This window comes from Streptomyces sp. NPDC093109 (assembly GCF_040701725.1).
Taxonomy (GTDB): Bacteria; Actinomycetota; Actinomycetes; order Streptomycetales; family Streptomycetaceae; genus Streptomyces.
Genome location: NZ_JBFBEZ010000004.1, coordinates 95,765 through 116,616, shown reverse-complemented (window position 1 = coordinate 116,616; position 20,852 = coordinate 95,765). Strand labels below are relative to the sequence as shown.

15 protein-coding genes are annotated in these 20,852 nt (G+C 70.6%); 3 read left to right on the top strand and 12 right to left on the bottom strand.

Annotated features, from left to right (window positions below; translation table 11 throughout):
* Nucleotides 1-139 precede the first annotated feature (139 nt).
* From AB0389_RS06370 to AB0389_RS06350, 5 genes are all read right to left on the bottom strand, one after another.
* Nucleotides 140-811 (bottom strand): TetR/AcrR family transcriptional regulator, encoded by a 672-nt coding sequence (locus tag AB0389_RS06370; protein ID WP_366394173.1) that lies wholly within the window; start codon nucleotides 809-811, stop codon nucleotides 140-142.
* 47 nt (nucleotides 812-858) lie between these two features.
* On the bottom strand, nucleotides 859-2,661 hold the full coding sequence (locus AB0389_RS06365) for a glycoside hydrolase family 3 N-terminal domain-containing protein (protein WP_366394172.1): 1,803 nt from the start codon (nucleotides 2,659-2,661) through the stop codon (nucleotides 859-861).
* A 53-nt stretch (nucleotides 2,662-2,714) separates the two neighbouring features.
* Complete coding sequence (gene uidA, locus AB0389_RS06360) at nucleotides 2,715-4,514, bottom strand: beta-glucuronidase (protein WP_366394171.1); 1,800 nt, start codon at nucleotides 4,512-4,514, stop codon at nucleotides 2,715-2,717.
* An 87-nt stretch (nucleotides 4,515-4,601) separates the two neighbouring features.
* Complete coding sequence (locus tag AB0389_RS06355) at nucleotides 4,602-7,652, bottom strand: glycoside hydrolase family 2 TIM barrel-domain containing protein (RefSeq protein WP_366394170.1); 3,051 nt, start codon at nucleotides 7,650-7,652, stop codon at nucleotides 4,602-4,604.
* Nucleotides 7,649-8,875, bottom strand: a complete 1,227-nt coding sequence (locus AB0389_RS06350; protein ID WP_366394169.1) for a family 1 glycosylhydrolase — start codon at nucleotides 8,873-8,875, stop codon at nucleotides 7,649-7,651. The genes AB0389_RS06355 and AB0389_RS06350 overlap by 4 nt, the downstream gene beginning before the upstream one ends.
* A gap of 151 nt (nucleotides 8,876-9,026) precedes the next feature.
* Here AB0389_RS06350 and AB0389_RS06345 point away from each other — a divergent pair, with 151 nt between their 5' ends.
* Both AB0389_RS06345 and AB0389_RS06340 read left to right on the top strand, forming a co-directional pair.
* On the top strand, nucleotides 9,027-9,647 hold the full coding sequence (locus AB0389_RS06345) for a TetR/AcrR family transcriptional regulator (protein WP_366394168.1): 621 nt from the start codon (nucleotides 9,027-9,029) through the stop codon (nucleotides 9,645-9,647).
* Nucleotides 9,644-10,627 carry a Gfo/Idh/MocA family oxidoreductase gene (locus tag AB0389_RS06340; protein ID WP_366394167.1) on the top strand — a complete coding sequence of 328 codons (984 nt, stop codon included), beginning with the start codon at nucleotides 9,644-9,646 and terminating at the stop codon, nucleotides 10,625-10,627. Before AB0389_RS06345 ends, AB0389_RS06340 begins: the two co-directional genes overlap by 4 nt.
* Before the next feature lie 67 nt (nucleotides 10,628-10,694).
* Here AB0389_RS06340 and AB0389_RS06335 read toward each other — a convergent pair whose 3' ends face one another.
* The 4 genes from AB0389_RS06335 to AB0389_RS06320 are packed head-to-tail and all read right to left on the bottom strand — an operon-like array spanning nucleotide 10,695 to nucleotide 15,923.
* Nucleotides 10,695-11,564, bottom strand: a complete 870-nt coding sequence (locus tag AB0389_RS06335; protein ID WP_366394166.1) for an ATP-binding cassette domain-containing protein — start codon at nucleotides 11,562-11,564, stop codon at nucleotides 10,695-10,697.
* Nucleotides 11,561-13,375, bottom strand: coding sequence for a dipeptide/oligopeptide/nickel ABC transporter permease/ATP-binding protein (locus AB0389_RS06330; RefSeq protein WP_366394165.1), 1,815 nt, complete (start codon nucleotides 13,373-13,375; stop codon nucleotides 11,561-11,563). The genes AB0389_RS06335 and AB0389_RS06330 overlap by 4 nt, the downstream gene beginning before the upstream one ends.
* Entirely contained in the window at nucleotides 13,372-14,313 is a 942-nt protein-coding gene (locus tag AB0389_RS06325; protein ID WP_366394164.1) for an ABC transporter permease, read from the bottom strand. The genes AB0389_RS06330 and AB0389_RS06325 overlap by 4 nt, the downstream gene beginning before the upstream one ends.
* Before the next feature lie 59 nt (nucleotides 14,314-14,372).
* Nucleotides 14,373-15,923 (bottom strand): ABC transporter substrate-binding protein, encoded by a 1,551-nt coding sequence (locus AB0389_RS06320; protein ID WP_366394163.1) that lies wholly within the window; start codon nucleotides 15,921-15,923, stop codon nucleotides 14,373-14,375.
* 338 nt (nucleotides 15,924-16,261) lie between these two features.
* On the opposite strand from AB0389_RS06320, the gene AB0389_RS06315 reads away from it, so the two are divergent.
* On the top strand, nucleotides 16,262-16,900 hold the full coding sequence (locus tag AB0389_RS06315) for a TetR/AcrR family transcriptional regulator (RefSeq protein ID WP_366394162.1): 639 nt from the start codon (nucleotides 16,262-16,264) through the stop codon (nucleotides 16,898-16,900).
* Here the strand turns inward: AB0389_RS06315 and AB0389_RS06310 are convergent.
* From AB0389_RS06310 to AB0389_RS06300, 3 genes are all read right to left on the bottom strand, one after another.
* Complete coding sequence (locus tag AB0389_RS06310; protein ID WP_366394161.1) at nucleotides 16,863-18,665, bottom strand: AMP-binding protein; 1,803 nt, start codon at nucleotides 18,663-18,665, stop codon at nucleotides 16,863-16,865. The genes AB0389_RS06315 and AB0389_RS06310 overlap by 38 nt on opposite strands.
* 118 nt (nucleotides 18,666-18,783) lie before the next feature.
* Entirely contained in the window at nucleotides 18,784-20,028 is a 1,245-nt protein-coding gene (locus tag AB0389_RS06305; protein ID WP_366394160.1) for a helix-turn-helix domain-containing protein, read from the bottom strand.
* Between the two features lie 94 nt (nucleotides 20,029-20,122).
* Nucleotides 20,123-20,749, bottom strand: coding sequence for a TetR family transcriptional regulator (locus tag AB0389_RS06300; RefSeq protein ID WP_366394159.1), 627 nt, complete (start codon nucleotides 20,747-20,749; stop codon nucleotides 20,123-20,125).
* Nucleotides 20,750-20,852 lie beyond the last annotated feature (103 nt).

Genomic DNA, 20,852 nt, shown 5'->3' with positions numbered 1-20,852 from the left:
AGGCGACCTTCGATTACGGGTACGATTTCGCGTACGTTAGTACTGCATGAAGTATTCATCAAGGGTGTGAACAGTGACGGCCTCGATGGATCCGTGTGAACGCCGTGGTGGAGCCGGGGCCGGAGCTGGGGCCCGCCGCTCAGCGAGCGGTCTTGGAGACCGCCCCGAGGACGAGATCGCTCAGCTCGACGAAGGCGTCGCCCGAGGACAGACCCGTCCGGACGAGCAGCTCACGGCTGTGGATGCCGTCGATCAGCAGTCCCACGGCCTGGCTGACGAACTCGGCGTGCACCGCGCGGAAGTCGCCCGACTCCACGCCCGCGTGGATCATCCCGCGCACCCGGCCCGTCGCGGCCAGCGAGTTGACCGTGTAGATCTCCCGGGTCAGGTCGTCGTCGAGCATGTCCTCGTAGCACGCGGCCGACATCCGGCGCATCTGGTGACCTACGGCCGCGAGATACGTGGCGATCCGCCGGGCCGGGTCGCTGACCCCGGCGACCTCCTCCTCCACCCGCTCCGCCGCGTCGTGGAAGAAGCTCTTGAGCGCGGTCGCCACGAGGTGGTGGCGGTTGGAGGAGATCGCGTACAGCGTGGACTTCGAGCACTGGAGCCGGGCCGCGAGCGTGTCGACGGTCAGCCCGGCGAAGCCCTCCGCCAGGACGATCGCCCGCAGCCGCCCCAGCAGCTCGTCCCGCCGGTCGTCGTCGAGGCGCTTGCGCCCGGTGCCGGCCGTACGCCGACCGGTCCGCGAGCCGGGCCGCGCGGCGGTGCCGGCCCCCGCCGGGTTCGAACTGTTCGGGTACGACGTCATGCCTCATCGTACTGTGGGGCCCGAAGGCGTGACCGGGAGCGACGGGCTCAGCTGCTTTCGGTGAAGGCCAGCCCGTGGCCGTACGGGAACACGGCGTCCGCTCCGTCGCTCGGCACGTCGGGCCGCTGCCGTGCCACGTCGGCCATCGAACGCGGCAGGGGGAACGGCAGCCTGCCCTCGGGGGCGCGCCGGCCGAACACCACGTCGAGCAGCGGGCCGTCGCCCGCGCCGTAGTTCCCGACCAGGGCGGCCGACGCGCCGGCGATCTCCGGGATCACGGCGGGGCGCTCCAGATAGATGTCGACGACGGTGGGCACCGTGGCGCACACGTCGAGGACGGGGGCGAGTTCCGCCGCGTCGAAGTCGAGACGGCCGGCGTGGAAGTACTTCTCCAGGGGGCCGGTGCGCCGGTCGTAGGGGGTGTGCAGCCGCAGGATCGCCACGTCGGCCTCCTCGGGGGCGGCCACGACGGTGCCGTACCCGGCGGCGGTCGCGGGGTCGACACCCTCGACGTAGACACGGGTGCCCTCGGCGAGCGGGAGCAGGTCGCCGGTGTTCTTGAGGAGGGTGACGGAACGGCTCTGGGTGTCGCGCCCCGCCAGGACCGCCTCGGCCGTGCCGACAGCCGAAGCGGCGGCGTCGACATCCACGAACGGGTTGTCGAACAGGCCGAGAACGAACTTCTCGCGCAGCAGACGCCGTACGGAGGCGTCGATCCGTTCCTCGGACACCGTGCCCGCGCGGATCAGGTCGACGACCAGGCCGGGGGACGACTCGCCGCCGAACTGGTCGCAGCCGGCCTCGATGACCTTCAACGCCCGTTCTGACGCGGTGAGATGCTCGACGCCCCAGGCCCGGGCCTCGCCGTGGACCGTGTCGTGGAGCAGGCTCCAGTCGGTGCAGACGATGCCGTCGAAGCCGAGCTTCTCGCGCAGCAGGCCGGTGATCACGCCCTTGTGGAAGCCGAAGCCGACGGTCTCCATGCCGGTGCCGGCCGGCATGCCGTAGTAGGGCATCATCTGCGAGGTGCCGGCCTCCAGGGCCTTGAGGAAGGGCGCGAGGTGGAGGTCGAACATCCCGCCGGGGTAGACCTGTTCGCGTCCGTACGGGAAGTGCGGGTCCTCGCCGTCCTTCTGCGGTCCGCCGCCGGGGAAGTGCTTGGTCATGGCCGCGACCGAGTGCGGGCCGAGGGTCTCGCCCTGGAGGCCCTTGATACAGGCGGCGGCCAGGCGGCCGGTGAGATCCGCGTTCTCGCCGAAGGTGCCGCTGATCCGGGACCAGCGCGGCTCGGTGGCCAGGTCGATCTGCGGGTGCAGGGCGACGCGGATCCCGACGGCGAGGTACTCGCGCCGTACCACGTCGGCGAATTGACGCACCGTCTCCTCGTCGCGGATCGCGGCGAGGCCGGTCGTCTCCGGGAACTGGGCGAAGCCGCGTGCGGCCGTCGACATGGCCCAGTTGTCGCTGAAGTGGTGGCGCGGGTCGCTGGACAGGGTCACGGGGATGCCGAGGCGTGTGGCGAGCGCGACCTCCTGGGCCTTGTTGTGCCAGGCCGCGATCTCCTCGGGTTCGGCGCCGCCGACCAGGTTGAAGTGGTTCATGTGCCGGTTCTCGACCATGTCGCGCACCGGTTCGCCCCACTGCATCAGCGCGGCGTCCTCGACGAACTCGCCGGCGGGGCCCATGACGCCCTGGCTGTGGAACATCAGCCCGGCCTTCTCCTCCGTGGTCATCCGGCCGAGGAGGTCCTCGACGCGCTCCGTGACCGGGAGGGACGGGTCTTCGTACGGGGCGGCGGCACCACCGCGGAAGCGGGTGCGGGGTGAGACGGCCGGGTCGGTGCGGGTCAAATCACTCTCTCCTTCACGGGTGTTCGGTCGTCCTGCGCTCGCACGCGGCGCAGCTACTCGCCGGTGTCCGACGGCTTGCGCCCGCCGAGCCCCCGCCACCGGCGCCGCAGCGCGTGAGCGGCCGCCTTCGGGTGCCGTTCGCGGGTGAAGACGCCCTTCTTGTTGCCGCCGACGCGGTGGATGCCGTTCGACGTCTGGAAGTCGGCGAAGTTCCACACGTGTTCACCGATGAAGGCGTCGATACGGTCGAAGGCGCGGTGGTTCGCCTCCAGATACTCGATCTGGTACTCCTCCGTCCACGGCGCGGGCCAGAGGGAGTGCAGCCCCGGCAGGGTGTCAGCCCCGTACTCGCTGACCATGATCGGCTTGTCGAACTTCTCGGCCCAGCCGCGCAGATCACCCTCCAAGTAGGCCTCGGCGGTGGCGAGATCACCGGTGGCGACGTACCAGCCGTAGTAGCGGTTGATACACAGCACATCGAAGAGATCGGCGATGCGGTCGTTCTTGTGCGTCGCGAACATCACCGCCGCGTAGGTCACCGGGCGGGTGGGATCCAGCGTGCGGGTCAGCTCGACGAGCGGCTCGAAGTACTCGCGCGCCCCTTCCTCGTTGGAGGACGGCTCGTTGGCGATGCACCACATCACGACACTGGGATGGTTCTTGTCGCGGGCGATCAGCTCCCGGATGGCCCGCGCGTGCGCCGCGCGGGTGTCGTCGCCGAAGGTCTCGTCGGAGAACGTGGGCCGGGGCGGTGTGCCCAGCAGCCCGCTCTCCACGGCCAGGTTGAGCCCGACGGCCGCGGTCTCGTCGATGACGACGATGCCGTGCCGGTCGGCGAACTCCATGACCTCCTCGGCGTACGGATAGTGCGAGGTGCGGAAGGAGTTGGCGCCGATCCACTCCATGAGCTGGAAGTCGTGCACGAGATAGGCGTTGTCGTGGCCCTTGCCGCGCACGGGAGTGTCCTCGTGCTTGCCGAAGCCGGTGAAGTAGAACGGCTCCCCGTTGATGAGGAACCGGGTCCCGCGCACCTCCACCGTACGCACCCCGAACGGCTCGCCGAAGGTGTCCACGACCTCGCCGTCCGTGTCCAGGACATCGACGACGAGGTCGTAGAGGTACGCCGCACCCGGCCGCCACGGGGTGACGCCGTCGATCCGCAGTGTGCCGTTCGGCCCTTCCCCGGCGGCGACCGCGGCGCCGCCGGCGTCGAGCGCGCGGACCCGGACCGCGGCGGGCGCGTTCGTCTCCACCGTGTAGCCGACCGTCCCGGTGGAGCCGTCGAGGCCGGTGACGACCGTGATGTCCTCGACGTGGACCGCGGGCCTGCTGTACAGCCACACCGAGCGGGCCAGGCCCGCGTAGTTGTAGAAGTCGTGCAGATACGTCTGCTTGCGCCGGCCGTCCTGCGCGACGGTGATCGTGCCCGGCGGCATCGTGACGTCGGTCAGCTCGTTGTTGACACCGATGGTGAGCCTGAACTCCCCCCCGGGCCGCACGTGTTCGGTGATGTCCGCCTCGAACGGCGTGTAGCCGCCCACATGGCGGGCGACCAGCACGTCGTCGACGTACACCTTTCCCTCGTGGGTGGCCGCGTCCACCCGCAGCACGGCCCGCTCACCCGCCCAGCCGCGCGGCACCCGTACGGTTCGCTGGTACCACACCCAGCCGACGTGGTCGCGGATCGCGCTGTCGGCGAACAGGTCGTTGTAGCTGGCCGGTACGGGTGCCTCCAGCGGTGTGTCGAGCGGGCCCGACCATGGCTCTCCGCCGGCTGCCGGGCCGACGGCGAACCGCCAGATCCCGTCGAGGCTGACCAGTTCACGGGTGGCGGTGGGGCGGGGCTTGAGCATCGGGGCTTCTCCTGCACACTGTTGTCGGGGCCCGGTGGACAGCGGGCGCGCCGTACGGGCCGACGGGCGGGTGTGGTGTGTGCGCCGTCAGCCGGACGCCGACAGCGTCAGGCGCCACTCCCACGCGTACGCGCTGCCCGTGAGCCGGTGGCGCGGATGGGTGTCGGGGCCGAGGACCGCCGTACCGAGGCCGCGGTGTGCGATGTCGAGGTGCACCACGGTGTTGTCGCTCGGCGGGAGCTCCCACCAGTGCTCGGCCGCCTCGATCTCGCTCACCCGGTACCGGCCCACGTTCATGTGCAGCGGCGTCGGGTGGGTGGTGCGGACCGTGCCGGCGGGGCCGGTCAGGCTCAGCGCGGTGACCTCGCCGCGGGTGCCGTTCTCCTGCGGGAGGAGATAGGGCACGGCCAGCTCGTCGATGGGGCTCCGCCAGGCGCCGAGCAGGGCAGACGCCCGCCGGTCGGGGTAGTTCTCCCACGGTCCGAGACCGACCCAGTCCGCGTGCGCGAAGCCGTCGACGAGCTCGAACTCCATGCCGACACGGAGCCCGTCCCTGGTGCCCTCGGGCAGCGTCACCTGCTCGTTGAGCACCCAGTCGCCCTCGGCGAGCGCCGTGATGGTCCGCCGGTGGATGACCTCGTCGCCGAAGGCGGCCTCGTAACGGGTGGTGACGACGGCTCCGTCGCCGGTCTCCTTGACCTCGGTGTCGACGGGCGTGAGCTGGAAGAATCCCGAGCGTACGAACCGGTTGTCGAGGGAGAACGACATGTCGTGGCAGGTCGGCGCCCGCCACAGGCCGAGCCGCGGGGAGCCGCGCAGCAGCGGGTGGACCAGGTTGCCCTCGCCGTCCAGGGACAGTACGGGCCTGAGCGCCGGCGCGGCGGGAAGCCGTACGGGCTCCTGGGGGAAGGTGACCTGCCCGGCGGCGATCTCGGTGCCCGCCGGTGCCCACAGGGCGTCCTCGCGGGTACGTACGGTCAGGGTCAGCGCGAGTACGGGTCCGGCGGTGAGCAACTGGTGTACGGCGGCGGGGACGGCGATGGTGCCCTCGGCGCCCGCGGCCACCTCCGGGGTCGGGACGGTCACCGCGCCGGCCGGACCGGCCGGGGTCTCGACGCGCAGCTCCAGTGTGTACGCGCCGAGGTCCGCGAACGACTGGCGGTTGCGGATCCGGAGTGTGCCGGCCCGTGCCTCCTCGGCGTCCGAGACGACCCGGACCGGGCTGAAGATGCCGCGCGCCTCGAACAGGGCCGGTTTCGGGGTGAGATCGGGGAACACCACCCCGTTGGCGAGCATCGGCCCGTTGTAGGAGTCGTCGCCGAAGTCGCCGCCGTAGCGCAGCTTTCCGTCGCCGTCCCGGTCCAGGGAGTGGTCCGTGAACTGCCAGATGAAGCCGCCCTGGAGACCGGGCAGCGACTCGAACAGCTCCCAGTAGTCGGAGAGTCCGCCCGTGCCGTTGCCCATCGAGAACGCGTACTCGCACGTGATCAGCGGGCGGTCGGCGCGCGGGTCGGCGGAGTAGCCGGTGAGGCTGCCCATCGACGGGTACATCGGGCAGAGGATGTCGGTCGCGGTGTGCCCGGCGTGCCAGTCGGTGGAGATCGCGCCCTCGTAGTGCAGGGGCCGGGTCGGGTCGAAGCGGCGGATCCAGCCGGCCGCCGCGTCGTGGGCCGCGCCGTGACCGGTCTCGTTGCCGAGCGACCAGGAGATCACCGAGGGGTGGTTGCGGTCGCGCAGCACCATCCGGGAGACGCGCTCGACGATCTCGGCGAGGTAGGCGGGGTCGTCGGCGATCGTGGAGGCGAAGGCGTGGCCCTCCACATCCGCCTCGTCGATGACGTAGAGCCCCAGTTCGTCGCAGAGATCGAGGACTTCGGGGTCGTTCGGGTAGTGCGAGGTGCGGATCGCGTTGACGTTGAACCGCTTGAGCAGGGACAGCTCCGCCAGGTGCCGTTCGCGGGACATGACGCGCCCCGTCCTGGGGTCGACGTCGTGGCGGGCGACGCCCTGGATCAGTACGCGCTCGCCGTTGACGAGCAGGTCGCGCCCCTCGATCCGCACCCGGCGGAAGCCGATCCGGACACGGGCCTCGTCGGCGACGCTGCCGTCCGGTGCCACGAGGTGGACGGTGAGGTCTTCGAGGTGGGGGATCTCCGCCGACCAGGGGGTGACGGGCAGGCCGGGGAGGGAGAAGGCCGCGCGGCCGGCCGGTGCGTCCGGCTCGGGGAGCGTCGACATGGTCGCGGGGATCGCGCGGAACTCCGGCGGTACGGGCGCACCGGCCGCGTTGATGCTGAGCAGGTCCATGAAGTCGTCGGGCAGCAGCGGCTCGGGCCGTACCGACCTGTCCAGGGACGGCAGCGGGAGGGTACGGGTGGCGAGGCGGGGGGAGACCGGCAGCCGGACCGACCGGTCGAGCACCTCGATCCGCACCGACCAGCCACCGGTGTCGTAGAGGTGGTCGAGTCCCGTGGTGGACACGTCCACATGGAGATCGCCGCGTCCGGTCCCCGGGTCGTAGTCGGCCACGGCGGCCACGTCGGCCAGCGCGATGCCGGGCAGCGAGTACAGGAAGACCGGGCGGGTGAGCCCCGACTGCCACCAGTGGTCCTGGTCCTCCAGATAGCTGGCCGCCGACCACTTGGCGACCCGCAGGTCGATCCGGTTCGTCCCGGGCACGACAGCGTCGGTGATGTCGAACTCCGCGGCCAGGTGCGAGTCCGAACTGCTGCCTATCGGGCGGTCGTTGACGACCACGCGCAGCAGCCCAGAGGCGGCCCCGACATGGAGGAGTGTGCGGCGCCCGGGTACGGGGGACAGCTGGATCACCCGCCGGTAGACACCCGTCGGATTGTCCGCGGGCACCTGCGGGGGCACCTCGTCGAACGGCATCGGCACGTTCGTGTAGTGCGGTACGTCCCCGTCCGCGAGGTCCTCCCGCATCGTCCACAGCCCCGGGACCTGGATCTTCTTCCAGTCCGGGCCGAGCGGCGAGGTGGGCGTCGGCAGCAGCTGGAAGTCCCAGGTGCCGTCGAGTGCGATGTCGGGGACGCGGCGCAGGGCGCGCATCGGCAGCCGTCCGGCGGAGTGCAGCCCGGAGGCGTCCCAGGGGCCCGTCGCGCTCTCGGTGGCCGTCATGACGACTGCTCCTTCAGCGCCTTGCCGCCGCTGCGGGCGACGTCGCCCAGCCAGCCGAGGCTCGGCTTCGGGTGTCGTTCGAACGTCTCGCGGTCGACGGCGATCAGTCCGAACGTGGGCTCCCAGTGGCCCCATTCGTAGTTGTCCAGGGCGGTCCAGTGGAGGTAGCCCCGTACGTCGATGCCGTCGTCGACCGTCGCGAACAGATGGCGCAGGGCCTGAGAGGTGTACGCGATGCGGCGGGTGTCGTCGTCGGTGGCGATGCCGTTCTCGGTGATGAGCACCGGGATGCCCCCGGTCGTCTCCCAGGCGTGCCGGACGGCGATACCGATCGCGTCGGGCCGGAACGCGTTGCCCGTCAGTGTGTTTCCCGGGCTGTCGGGGTGCGGGACGATGCCGTCCGCGTCGACCGTCTGGCTGGAGTAGGACTGCACACCGATGAAGTCGTCGCCACGGGCCGCTTCGAGGTACAGATCCTCGCGGACGTAACGCACCTCGCGCAGTTTCTCCTCGTTGCCCGGGGTCGGGGTGAGTGCCTGACAGGCCACGGTCCAGCCGGACTTGGCGTCGGTGCGCTCGCGCAGGACCTCGCGGGCGGCCTGGTGCGCGCGGGCGAGGCGCCGGCCGATCACCGGGTCGGGGGAGGGCAGCACCGGGCGGGCGTCCCCCTCGACGGTGGGGCTCTGCCACTTCTCCGCTTCGTCCTCGGACCGCGGCTGCCGCGACTGGCCCATCAGCGCCATCAGGGCGAGGATGTTGGGCTCGTTGATGGTGCAGACCCACTCGACGCCGTCGAGGATCCGGGTGGCGGTCTCGACGTAGGACCGGAAGCGGTCGACCGCCCGGTCCTCCAGCCAGCCACCGTCCTCGGTGAACCAGCGCGGGTTGGTGAAGTGGTGCAGGGTGACGACCGGCGTGAGGCCGAGGTCCACGGCCGTGTCGATCATCCGCCGGTAGTGGGCGAGCGCGGCCAGGGAGACATGTCCCTCGGCCGGCTCGATACGGGCCCACTCGATCCCGAAGCGGTACGCGTTGAGGCCCGCGTCGGCGAGGAGGCGCATGTCCTCGGCGTAGCGGTGGTAACTGTCGATCGCGTCGCCGCTGCGCGCCATGCCGGGCATGTTCGGCTCGTACGCCCACCAGTCGCTGTTGACGTTGTTGCCCTCGATCTGGTGCGGGGCGGTCGATGCTCCCCAGAGGAAGCCAGGAATGAGTTCGGTCACCGTCGAGATCCTTGCTGGAGACGGGAGGGGGAACCGCGGCTCGCAGGAGGGGAGCGGCGGCGGGAGATCCACGCTAACATCGAAATTCGAATCGCGATACTATTTTCAGGGCCGGCTGTCGGCCGGCCCCTCCGTCGACGGGAGAGAGTGCATGAGTGCCACCACCGGCCGTGGGCCGTACGCGAAATCGGCCGAAGTGCGCCGGCGCATCCTGGAGGCCTGCGTGGACGCCTTCGGCGAGACCGGCTTCCACGGCGCCACGATGAAGGACATCGCCAAGCGCGCCGGCATCAGCCACACCGGGCTGCTCCACCACTTCGCGCGCAAGGAGGACCTGCTCATCGCCGTGCTGGAACTGTGCGCCGAACGCAGCGTCGACTTCCTGAAGTCCACCGACGCGATCGACCCGGCGGAGCACCCCGTCGAGGCGCTCCGGGGCATGCTCGCCGTTATCGTCGGCAGTGAACTCCAGCCGGGAATCATGGAATTGAATGCCGTCCTCTCCGGCGAGGCGACCTCTCCCGAGCACCCCGCGCACATGTACTTCGGCCAGCGCTACCGCAGCGTCCGCCACTTCTACACCGACGCCTTCACCGCGCTCGCCGCGCGCGGCGAACTGCGCTCGACGCTGACCCCCGAGGCCCTCGCGACCACGACGCTCGCCCTCATCAACGGCCTCCAGGTCCAGTGGCTCTTCGACCGGGACTCCATCAAGGTGGAGTCAGCCATCCGCGACTTCCTGGTCTCCCTCGTCCCGGGACTGGACCGATGAGCCTCACCTTCGGCGTGCTCGGCGCCGCCCGCGTCGTACGGTCCGCGCTCCTGGAGCCCGCCGCCGGCCTCGACGGCGTCGAGGTGACCGCCATCGCCGCCCGCGAGCCCGGGCGGGCCGTCGCGTTCGCGGGCGAACACGGCATCCCGAGGACGCTGCGCACCTACGACGAGATCATCGACGACCCGGCCGTCGACGCGGTGTACGTTCCGACGCCCGCCGCCCTGCACGGACACTGGACGCGGCGCGCCATCGGGGCCGGCAAGCACGTCCTGTGCGAGAAGCCGTTCACCGCGAACGCCGACGAGGCCGAGGAGATCGCGGAACTCGCCGAGTCGAGCGGGCTCGTCGTCATGGAGGCGTTCCACTCGCGGTACCACCCGATGTGGGCGCGGATGAGCGAACTCGTCGGCTCCGGAGTCCTCGGCCGGATCCGCACCGCGCGTGCCGAGTTCTCCGTGCCGCACCCCGACACCACCGATATCCGGTGGCAGCCCGGCCTCGGCGGCGGCGCCCTGATGGACCTCGGCTGCTACCCGGTACGGCTGCTGCGCCACCTGTTCGGCGAACCGGAGGTCACCGGCGCGCGGATCCGTGACATCGGCGGCGTCGACGCCGCGACGACGGCCCGACTCGCCTTCCCCGGCGGGGTGTCGGGCGAGGCCGTCGCCATCATGGACGGGACCGACGGCCATGCCGCCGAGCTGCGCGTGAGCGGCCCGGCGGGGACCCTGCACGTACGTATGCCCTACCACCCCTACCTGTACGGGGAGTTGACGCTCACGACGGAGTCCGGCGTCGTCGTCGAACAGGGCGACCCGCGCACGTCGTACTCCTTCCAGCTGGAGGCGTTCCGCGACGCCGTGACCGCCGGGGGCCCGAACCCGACGGACGCGCGGGAGGCGACGGCGACGATGCGGGTGATCGACGCGATCTACCGGGCCGGTGGTCTGCGACCGCGCACGCCGTCGGCTCCGTAGCGGAGCGGACGCGACCGTGACGGCGGCCGGACCGGCCGCCGCCCGGCCGTCGGGGCCCCGCCCCTGATCAGGCCGCACCCGCCCCCACCTCCCGCCCGGCGGCGGCGCCGGCCTCGGCCGCCAGGCGCCGCCGTTCGGTCCGCCGCCGCTCCTGCTCCACCGGATCGGCGACGGGCGCGGCGAGCAACAGGCGCTGCGTATAAGGGTGATCGGGGGTGGACGTGACATGGCCGGCCGGACCGGTCTCCACGATGTCGCCCCGGTGCACCACACTCACCCGGTGGCTCACATGCCGTACGACCCCGAGGTCGTGCGAGACGAAGAGGTACGTGACCCCGGTGCGCCGCTGGATGTCGATGAACAGGTCGAGCACCCGCGCCTGCGTGGACAGGTCGAGCGCGGAGACGGGCTCGTCGCACACGATCAGCTTCGGCTCGGGGGCGAGCGCGCGGGCGATCGCCACGCGCTGGCGCTGTCCGCCGCTGAACTCGCCCGGCAGCCGCTCCGAGGCGTCCGCCGGGAGCGCCACCTGATCGAGCAGGTCACGCACCCGCGCCCGCGCGTCACGCGGTGTCGCCCCCTGGACCACCAGTGGCTCGCTGAGGATGTCACCGATGGTCAGGGACGGGTTGAGCGAGGTGTACGGGTCCTGGAACACGACCTGGATGTCGCGCGCCAGTTCCCGCCGGGCCCGGCCCGCCGTATGCGTGATGTCCTCGCCCGCGAACAGGATCTGCCCGCCGGTCGGCTTCACCAGACCGAGCACGGCCCGGCCGAGGGTCGTCTTGCCGGAGCCCGACTCGCCGACGATCCCCAGCGTCTCGCCCCGGTGGGCGGTCAGGGACACCCCGTGCAGGATCTCCACGGGGCGGGCCCGGAAGCCGCGCCCCGGATAGGCCACGCGCAGCTCGCGCACGTCGAGCAGGGGAGTGGTCATGACGTCTTCTCCTCAAGGACCTCGGTCGTGCCCGCCGCGCCCTCGACCGGTGCGCCCGGGGGGTCGGTCCGCAGACCGCTCTCGTCGAGGATGGAGTCCAGGAGCATCCGGGTGTACGGATGCCGCGGTGACCCGAAGATCTCCCCGGCCTTGCCGACCTCGACGATCCCGCCCTCCCGCATGACCGCCACACGGCTGCAACTGTCCGCGACCACACCGAAGTTGTGGGTCACCAGGAGCACGGCCATGTTCAACTGCCGCTGGAGGTCCCGCAGCAGATCCAGGATCTCGGCCTGGACGGTCACATCGAGCGCGGTCGTCGGTTCGTCGGCGATGAGCAGCTTCGGACCGCTCGCGACGGCACCGGCGATGAGGACGCGCTGCGCCATGCCGCCGGAGATCTGGTGCGGATAGGAGTCGAACGTACGTTTGGGATCGGGGATGCCCACCCGGTCCAGCAGCGCGAGCACATGGGCGCGCGCCGCCTGCCGGGACATCCCCTGCGCGGCGCGCAGCCCCTCCACGAGCTGCGAGCCCACGGTGAACGCGGGGTCGAGGTTCGACATGGGTTCCTGCGGGACGTACGCCACCGACGTGCCGCGCAGGCCGCGCAGTTCGCCCTCGCTCAGGCCGAGGATTTCGCGTCCGTCGAGCCGGATCGAGCCGCGGGTGACGACCGCGTCGGGCGGCAGCACCCCGAGGAGCGCGAAGGCCGTCTGGGTCTTGCCGGATCCTGACTCGCCGACGAGACCCAGGGTCTCCCCCGCGTCCAGACTCAGCGACACACCGCTGACGACCTCCCTCAGCTCACCGGAGGGCGAGGGATAGGCGATGGCGAGATCCTCCACCGTCAGCAGATGTGCGGCGGGGGAGTCACCGGCGGGCGCGCTGCTCGGGACGGCCAGGGTCCTGGCGGGCGCGGTGATCTTCGCCGCCTTCGGCCTGCCCCGGTCCAGCGCGTCCCGCAGCGAGTTGCCCAGCAGGACGAACGACGCGTTGATGACCCCGAGCAGCAGGCTCGGCCAGATGAACTGCATCGGTTTCTCATAGAGGTTGACGAAGCCCTCGGCGATCATCAGGCCGAAGCTGGGGACGGAGTTCGACCCGAGACCGAGGAACGCGAGACCGGACTGGAGGCTGATGGACGACCCCATCAGGAACGCCGTCGCGATGATGACCGGGCCCCGGATCACGAACAGCACGTGCCGGCCGAGGATGCGGAGGTTCGTCAGGCCCGACACCCGCGCGGCGTCCACGAAGAGTTCGTTCTTCACCCCGACGACGAGGTTGCGCACGAGCCGGAAGATCCCGGTGGACGACAGCACACCGAAGATCAGCATGGTGGCCCGGTAGTCGCCGCCCGTCAGGGGCATCAGCACGATCAGCAGGAGCAGACCGGGGAAGGTCATGATGAGGTTGAACACCCAGTCGGTGGCCGTCCGCACCCGGCGGCCGAAGTATCCGCCGACGAGCCCGGCCGTCACACCGATGGAGAGCGAGACGCATGTGCCGATCAGGCCGGCGATCATGCTGGTGTTGATGGAGTGCAGCAGCCGCGAGAAGATGTCGCGACCGCTCTGGTCGCCCCCGAGCAGGTAACCCGCCCTGCCGGGATCGGCGTTGATCGCGTCCAGCGAGGACTGGTTCGGGCCGTGCGAGGTGAGCAGCGGGCTCAGCACACCCAGCGCGATGATGAGGAGCAGCACGCCGGCCGCGGCGATGGCCTGCGGGTCCCCGCGGAGCTTGCGCAGGGGCGATGTGCGGCGCGGGACGCTCGAATCCGCCGTGGCCGACGGGGTGTTGGTGCTCACTGCTGCCTCGCCTTCGGGTTGAGCCAGCCGTTGATGATGTCGACGGTCAGATTGATGCCCACGACGAACACGACACCGAAGAGGGAGAGACCCATGATGATCGGAACGTCCCCTTGGAGGGCCGCGGTGAAGGAGTAGCTGCCGATCCCCGGCAGCGCGAACACGTTCTCGATGATGAGGGCGCCGCCGAGCATGGCGATGAACTCCAGGGACAGGACGGTGAAGGCGGGCCCGGCGGCGTTGCGCAGGGCGTGCCGCAGCACGATGGACCGGGGGGAGATACCGCGGGTGCGCAGGGTACGGACGTAGTCCTTGCGCAGTTCGCCGATCATGGCGCCGCGGATCTGGGCGGAGAGATTCGCGATGCCGCCCAGCGACAGGGCGATCACCGGGATGGTGATCGAGGCGGCCCAGCGGCCCGGATTCTCGGAGAAGGGCGTGTAGCCGGTGGCCGGCAGCCAGTCCAGCCTGACGGCGAAGATGACGACGAGCCCGATCGCCAGCAGCAGGTTCGGCATGATGTAGCCGAAGAGCGACGTGGCCTGCGCGATCCGGTCGACCACACCGCCGCGCGAAGCGGCGACCACACCGAGCACGACGCTGACGGCGGCGGTGATCAGCAGCGCGACCACCACGACGGACAGGGTGACCCTGAGGTGGTCGGCGACGGCCGTACCGACGGGCTGGCTGGTGAAGTACGAGACGCCGAAGTCGCCCTGGAGACAGCGGAACAGCCAGTCGAAGTACTGCACGAGCACCGGCCGGTCCATGCCCATCGCGGCCTTCTGCGCCAGCACCGCCGCCGGTGTGGCGCCGGGGCCGAGGATGCTGCGGACGATGCCGTCGAAGGACGTACTGAGGAGGAGGAACGTGATCATTGATACGAGGACGGTGAGCACCAGACTCGTACCGAGCCGGCGCGACACGTAGGAGATCATGCGGGGAGCTCCTTGGGGAACAGGGCGGGCACCAGTGCCGGCCGGGACGTGCGCGAGCCTCAGCCGTTGACGCCGAACGCCCTGATGGTGCAGTTCACGTTGGTGCCGTTGCCGAGGTACTCGACGCCCTTGGCGGTCCAGTTCTGGCCGAGGAAGGAGATCGGCGCGTTCCACGCCTGCTTGACGGCGAACGCGTCGACCTCGCGGTAGGCGGTCGCCGCCTTCGCCGGGTCGAGTTCGCTCTGCGCCCGGTCGAGCAGCTTGGTGAGTTCGGGGTCCGTGGAGCGGAACACGTTGAGGAAGCCGCTCGGCGAGAAGTTGTTGGCGGCCTCGCGCGCAGTGGTGCTCATGCCGTCGATGAAGAGGAACATCGGGTACTTCTTCGAGGTGATCGCCGAGAAGAGGTTCTGCACGGGCACCGACGTCCACTTCACCTTGATGCCGATGTCACCGAGCGCCTGCGTGACGGTCGGCTCGAACGTCTTGATGAAGACGAAGCTCGGCATCGTGACGGAGAACCCGTTCGGGTAACCGGCCTCGGCCAGCAGCTTCTTGGCGGCGGTGGGGTCGAAGGGGTACGTCTTGTCGAGCGCGGGATCGTAGGCCCGGCCCTGGGGGTTGAACACCTGGAGCGTCGGCTGCGCGACGCCCTTCAGCAGCTGCTGGGAGATCTTCGTCCGGTCGAACGCCATGTTGATCGCCTGCCGCACCCGGGTGTCCCCGAGCGGCTTGAGCACACTGCCCGTCCGGTCGGCGAGGACCAGGTTCGCCACCGCCGTCGCCTTGACGAGCGTTGTCCTGAACCCTGCCGCCTTCAGCTTGGGGGCGTACTCCGGGGAGGCGGAACCGGCGTTGATCTGCCCGGCCTGGAGCGCGTTGAACGCGGCGGTGGGATCCGCGATCACCTTCACCGTGACGGTCCTGAACGGATAGGCCTTCGCGTTCCAGTAGTCCTCACGCCGCTTCAGCACGTACGTCGAGCCGGTCACCGTCGACTTGTCGAGGACGTAAGGACCCGACCCGACCGGGTCGAGCGCGGTGCTCTTCTTCGTCAGCGTCGCCGGATCCCCGATCACGCCCGCCGCCATCGAGAGGTTGGACAGCAGCGAACCGTCCCGGCGCTTGAGGTTCAGCACGACGGTCGTGGGGTCGGGGGCCTCCACCGACTTCACGGAGACCAGCAGGGCCTGCTGCGAACCGGGCGTGGCGATCGTGCGGTCCATGGTCGCCTTCACGGCGGCCGAGTTCACCGCCGCGCCCGAGCTGAACGTCATGCCGCGGTGCAGCTTCAGGGTGAGGGTCAGCCCGTCGGCGGAGTATTCCCAGCTCTCGGCCGCGTTGGGCCGCAACTCGCCCTTGTTGTCGGTGTAGAGCAGCGTGTCGTACACGGCGCTCCAGACGTACGCCGACTGTCCGTCGTTGATCTGGGCCGGATCGAAGGAGTTCGGAGTGGCCGAGATGGCGAGGGAGAGTGTCTTGGCGCCGGGCGACGACGAGCTCTGCGTCCCCCCGCCGCACGCGGTCAGCGCCAGCAGCGCCGCCGCCGTGAGCGCGGTCGTGGGCAGGACCCGAAGCCGGGGTCGCGGGTTGGTGGATCGAATGCGGGTCATATGGATTTCCTTTGTCCCGTGCGGTCCGGGGCCGGTGCGTGGCATGCGGCCCGGACCGGCGCTCCGCGTCTCGAACGTGTTGACTCGGCAACACTTACCGGGCGGTTGGATTTCGCTCGTGGAACGTAGGCGTCGGTCGGAGCGGTCGGGAAGAGGGCGCGCACCGTTCGTGACCAGAGCGTTATCTTTGGGCGGGGGTTCGCATCCGGTGTGGCTGATTTGAATCTCGACCATGTGGATGTTTTGAGGGGGAGGCGCTACGGTGCCAGGGTCAGCTCCGATGAGAAGCCGACTCCGGCCTCCGCCGACAGGCGCGGCCACCAGCGAGGGGACGTGACGTGGACCGGGCAAAGGTGCGTGGGCCGTACGCGAAGACGGCGGCCCGGCGGGCGGACATCATCCGCGCGGCACGGGACAGCTTCGCCGAGCACGGTCACGCGGGCGCTTCGCTCCGGGACATCGCGAAGCGGGCCGGCATCAGCCACGCCGCCGTGCTCCACCACTTCGAGAACAAGGACGAGCTGCTGACCGCGGTGCTCGCCAAGCGCGATCAGGAGGAGTGGGAACTCGCGTACAGCAGCCCCGGGGGCAGGGGCGAAGGCGCCGACAGCGGCCCGCGCTCGCCCGTGCGCTACCTCGCGGAGATCCTGCGCGAGCACCAGAAGTCGCCCGAGCTGATGCGCCTGTGGACGGAGCTGGCCGCCTCCGCCTCGCGCCCCGACCACCCGGCCCACGCGTACTTCGTCGACCGGCACGATCGCGTACGCGAGTACACGGCCCGGGCGATGCGGGAGCGCGCGGACCGCGGAGAGCTGCGCGAAGGCATGGACCCGGAGAGCGCGGCGGCCCTGCTCCAGGCCGTACTGCACGGTCTGCAGACGCAGTGGCTGCTGAACCAGGACCTCGACATCATCGAGCCCCTCAACCGCTTCTTCGACCTCATCCTCCCGCCGGACGAGGGGGAGTCCGCCGGCTGACCGGTTCCCGGACACCGGCGGCGGGCGGGTCGGCGTACAGGGCCGCGATGTCGGCGGCGTACTTCTCGGCGACCTTCCGCCGCCTGAGTTTCAGGGTGGCGGTGAGCTCGTCGCTGTCGCCCTCCCAGTACGCGGGTACGACCGTGAACCGCTTGACCTGCTCCACGCGGGACAACTGGCGGTTGCCCAGGGCCACGGCCGCCGCGAGGGCGTCGGTCAGCGGGGCCGAGCCCGCCAGCGTCCCGGGATCCGGGTCGAGGGTGTGTTCGGCGGCGAAGACGGCCGCTGCCTGGGGGTCGAGGACCAGCAGCGCGGTGATGTACGGGCGGTTGTCGCCGATCGCCACCACCGTCCCGATGAGAGGGGAGGCGGTGGCCACGGCGATCTCCACGGCGACGGGCGAGATGTTCTTGCCCGACTCGTTGATGATGAGGTCCTTCTTGCGGTCGACGATCGTCAGATACCCGTCCTCGTCGGCCACCACGACATCCCCGGTGTGGAACCATCCGTCCCCGTCGACCGCTTCGCGGGTCCGCTCCGGATCGTCGCGGTATCCCTTCATCAGCGAGGGCCCGCGCACGTGGTACTCACCGTCGTCGCCGAGGCGCCCCTCCAGGCCCGGCAGCAGTCTGCCGACCGTACCGAACCGTGCCTGTGCGGGAGGGCTGACGGCGACGAAGCAGCTGAGTTCGGACATGCCCCAGCCCTCGCAGACACCGATGCCGAGGGAGGCGAAGAACTCCAGGGTCGCGGGCGGTGTGGGCGCCGCGCCGGAGACCGCCCACCGGACCTGGTCGAGCCCAAGACGCTCCCGCGCGCCGGACAGCACCTCGGCGCCGGCCGGAGTGTGCGCGGCGGCCGGAGTGTGCGCGGCGGCGGCCGGGGTGTGCGCGGCGGCCGGGGTGTGTGCGGCGGCGAGTTGGGCCTCGGCCGCCTGCCTGAGCTTGTTCCAGATCCTCGGAACCGCCACCCAGATGGTCGGCCGGCAGTCCCGCAGCGCCTGGGCGATCCGTGTGATGTCGGGAACCACGGTCACCTGCACACCGAAGAGCGCCAGCGCGTACAGGCAGGTGAAGCGGTCGGCGATGTGTGCCGACGGCAGGAAGGAGGTGATCCGGTCGCCGAACCGGAAGTCCAGCACCTGCGTCACTCCCGCGGCCTGCGCGAGCACATTGGCGTGGGTGAGCTCGACACCCTTCGGGGCGCCGGTCGTCCCCGATGTGTAGATCAGGGTCAGTACGTCGTCGGGCCGCACGGACCGCCACGTCGCCTCGAAGTCGAACCGGTCGTCGGCCAGGCCCTGTTGGCGCACGCGGTCCAGGGTGAGCGTGCCCCCGTCCGTACCGGCTCCGCCGCCGTCCACCACGACGACGTGCTCGACGGACACACCGCAGCCGCGGACGATGTCCAGATACCGCGCCTCGCACACCACCATCCTGCTTCCCGAGTTCTTCAGGACATGGGCGAGTTGGGGCGGCGCGAGTGTGTTGTATACGGAAAACGGTGTGGCGCCCAGATGCTGGACCGCGAGGTCCACGGGGTAGAACTCCGTCCGGTTGGACATCATGAGCGCGACCGTGTCCCCGCGCCGGACCCCCAGACCGGCAAGGCCGGCGGCCAGCCCCCGTACCTCGTCGGCGAGTTCGCGCCAGCTCATGGTGTGGGTGCCGCCCACGGTACGCAGTGCGACGGCGTTCGGATCGATGGCCGCCGTGTGCTGGAACGCGTGGCACAGGGAGGCGGGCGGTGGGGTGTGATCGGGCATCTCGTTCGGTTCCCGTCCGTCGGTGCCGCGGGTTCGACGACGGAAAGGCTAGGGAGTCCGTGTGCCACGGGTCATCGGGTGGGTCACCCAACGATGGATGAGACCCGTTGTGACCGGATCACAGGGCGGGGCCGCCGCCGGCGAAGAGCCTGATCGCGATCAGCAGTTCCTGCAGGTCGGCGAGGCGGCGGAGGCCGCATCCCGTGCGCTCCTCGACGCGGGCCAGCCGGTGGTGCGCGGTGTTGATGTGGACCCCGAGCTCCCGCGCCGCGGCCCGCACGTTCAGATCGTTGCTCGCGAAGCACTCCACCGTCCTGATGAGGGAGCCCCCGGCGCGCAGGTCCTCGGTCACGAAATCCCGCATCCGGGCGGGGACGATGCGTGCGACGGTCTCGTCCGCGCGCAGCGTCAGATAGTCGAGGACGCGCAGCTCGGACAGGGCGGCGACCCCGCCGTCCCGGGGCAGGGTGCCCATCAGCGTCACGGCTTCGCGGTAGGCCGTGGCGAGGTCGGCGACGCTCGCGTGACGGGTGCTGATCCCGATCGCCAGCGGTACTCCCTGATCGGCGAGGGCCCGCCGGGCGGCTCTCACCGGCTCCGCCGGCAGCTCGCCGTCGGTGTCACGGAGGGCCCGTACGATCACGATCTCGTCCTGCCGCAGGACGGTCAGCAGCCGGGCCGGTTCACCGACCGCCCGCCCCAGGAGCGCCGCGGCGGAGCGGAGCCCGTACTCGTCGGCGAGCGGAGCCACCGGTACGGCCGTCACCACGGCGCACGGTGTGCCGGGTCCGAGCCCGGCCCTCGTCGCCGCGCTGAGCCGTGGGCCCGGCGCGGGCCGGCGGCCCGCCAGCAGGTCTTCGAGCAGGTCCCGGCGGACGCGGTCGCCTTCCACGGCGGGCAGTTGCTCCGCGTCCAGATAGGCCTGTGCGGCGACCGTGCCGGCCTGGTTGAAGAACTCCATGACCACGCCGGCCGCCCGGAGCGCGCCGTCGCCTCTCCCCGGGCTGTGCGCGGCCCAGTCCGCGATCGCCTCCCACATCGTGCGGTGGGCGATGCGCACCCCGTGCATGAAGTCGACGAGGGGCACACCGAGCCGGGCCCGGCGGGCCGCGTGCGGGCGGACGAACGCCACGTCCTCGTCGGTGGCGGACCGGGCCTCCGCCAGGATGAGGCCGAGCGCGTCATTGCCCTTGCGCACATGGGTGACCACGTCCTCCAGCAGCGCCTCGTCGGTGATCGCGGTGTAGCCGGGGATCTCCGCCCGCATGGCCGCCAACGCGGCCCGCGGCAGCGTGAGTCGCCGGTCGATGATCACCTCGGCCACCTCGGCCAAGGTGGCGGCCTGCGCACGGCGACCCGTCATGGCCACAGCTTAGACCGGTCGGTCTTACTAGTGTCCCGGCGGCCTGTGACGGGATCACAACGGCGTGGGCCGGTCGGCGAGGGCGCGTACGAGGTCACTCGCCGGTGCCGCGGCCACCCTCGCGGCCACCCTCGTTGGCGAGGGCCAGCAGGGTCCCCAGCGCCCGGAGGCCGCGCGTCATGTCGATGCTCTTGTCGTACTGCCAGAGCAGCTGAAGACCGTCCACCGCGGCGATCATCAGCTGGGCCAGATCGTCCGGATCCACCTCGGCGGGCAGCTCGCCGCGCTCCTGGAGGTGGTTCATGGAGGCCCGGCCGAGTTCCTGGCTCTGCTGGTAGCGCTCGCGGAAGTACGCGTGCGAGGGGTGCTCGGGGGCCGCGGCGTCCGCCAGAAGGTTCGAGTACAGCGTCACCAGTCCCGGGACGGCGGCGTTGCGGTCCACCAGGGCGGCGAGGCGCTCGGTCATCGCGGCGGCCGTCTCGGGCAGCCGGTCCATCCCGTAGGAATCCGCGTCGACCTCGTCGCGCCGGTGGAGCACCTCGGTGAGCAGCTGCTCCTTGGTGCCGAAGTGGTGGACGAGGCCGGTGATGCTGAGGTTCGACGCGTCGGCGAGTTCACGCAGGGTGGCTCCGCCGAACCCGTGTTCGGCGATCACTTTGAGGGCGGTGGCGAGGATCTCCTCGCGCTTCGCCAGCCCCTTGGGGTACGAGCGGCGGGTCATGGCCCCGAGATTACTCGACGGCAACATCTTGCCGGAAGAAACAGTAACGCTTACTGTTTTTCTCCAGTGGCAAGGTGTCGTCTTTCGGTCAGTTGCGTTTCAG

What these genes read in the sequence shown, in the direction of transcription:
- uidA (WP_366394171.1), bottom strand. Translation starts at nt 4,514, where the DNA reads ATGCTCAAGCCCCGCCCCACCGCCACCCGTGAACTGGTCAGCCTCGAC.
- AB0389_RS06310 (WP_366394161.1), bottom strand. Translation starts at nt 18,665, where the DNA reads ATGCCCGATCACACCCCACCGCCCGCCTCCCTGTGCCACGCGTTCCAG.
- AB0389_RS06335 (WP_366394166.1), bottom strand. Translation starts at nt 11,564, where the DNA reads ATGACCACTCCCCTGCTCGACGTGCGCGAGCTGCGCGTGGCCTATCCG.
- AB0389_RS06340 (WP_366394167.1), top strand. Translation starts at nt 9,644, where the DNA reads ATGAGCCTCACCTTCGGCGTGCTCGGCGCCGCCCGCGTCGTACGGTCC.
- AB0389_RS06305 (WP_366394160.1), bottom strand. Translation starts at nt 20,028, where the DNA reads ATGACGGGTCGCCGTGCGCAGGCCGCCACCTTGGCCGAGGTGGCCGAG.
- AB0389_RS06345 (WP_366394168.1), top strand. Translation starts at nt 9,027, where the DNA reads ATGAGTGCCACCACCGGCCGTGGGCCGTACGCGAAATCGGCCGAAGTG.
- AB0389_RS06300 (WP_366394159.1), bottom strand. Translation starts at nt 20,749, where the DNA reads ATGACCCGCCGCTCGTACCCCAAGGGGCTGGCGAAGCGCGAGGAGATC.
- AB0389_RS06355 (WP_366394170.1), bottom strand. Translation starts at nt 7,652, where the DNA reads ATGACGGCCACCGAGAGCGCGACGGGCCCCTGGGACGCCTCCGGGCTG.
- AB0389_RS06320 (WP_366394163.1), bottom strand. Translation starts at nt 15,923, where the DNA reads ATGACCCGCATTCGATCCACCAACCCGCGACCCCGGCTTCGGGTCCTG.
- AB0389_RS06370 (WP_366394173.1), bottom strand. Translation starts at nt 811, where the DNA reads ATGACGTCGTACCCGAACAGTTCGAACCCGGCGGGGGCCGGCACCGCC.
- AB0389_RS06325 (WP_366394164.1), bottom strand. Translation starts at nt 14,313, where the DNA reads ATGATCTCCTACGTGTCGCGCCGGCTCGGTACGAGTCTGGTGCTCACC.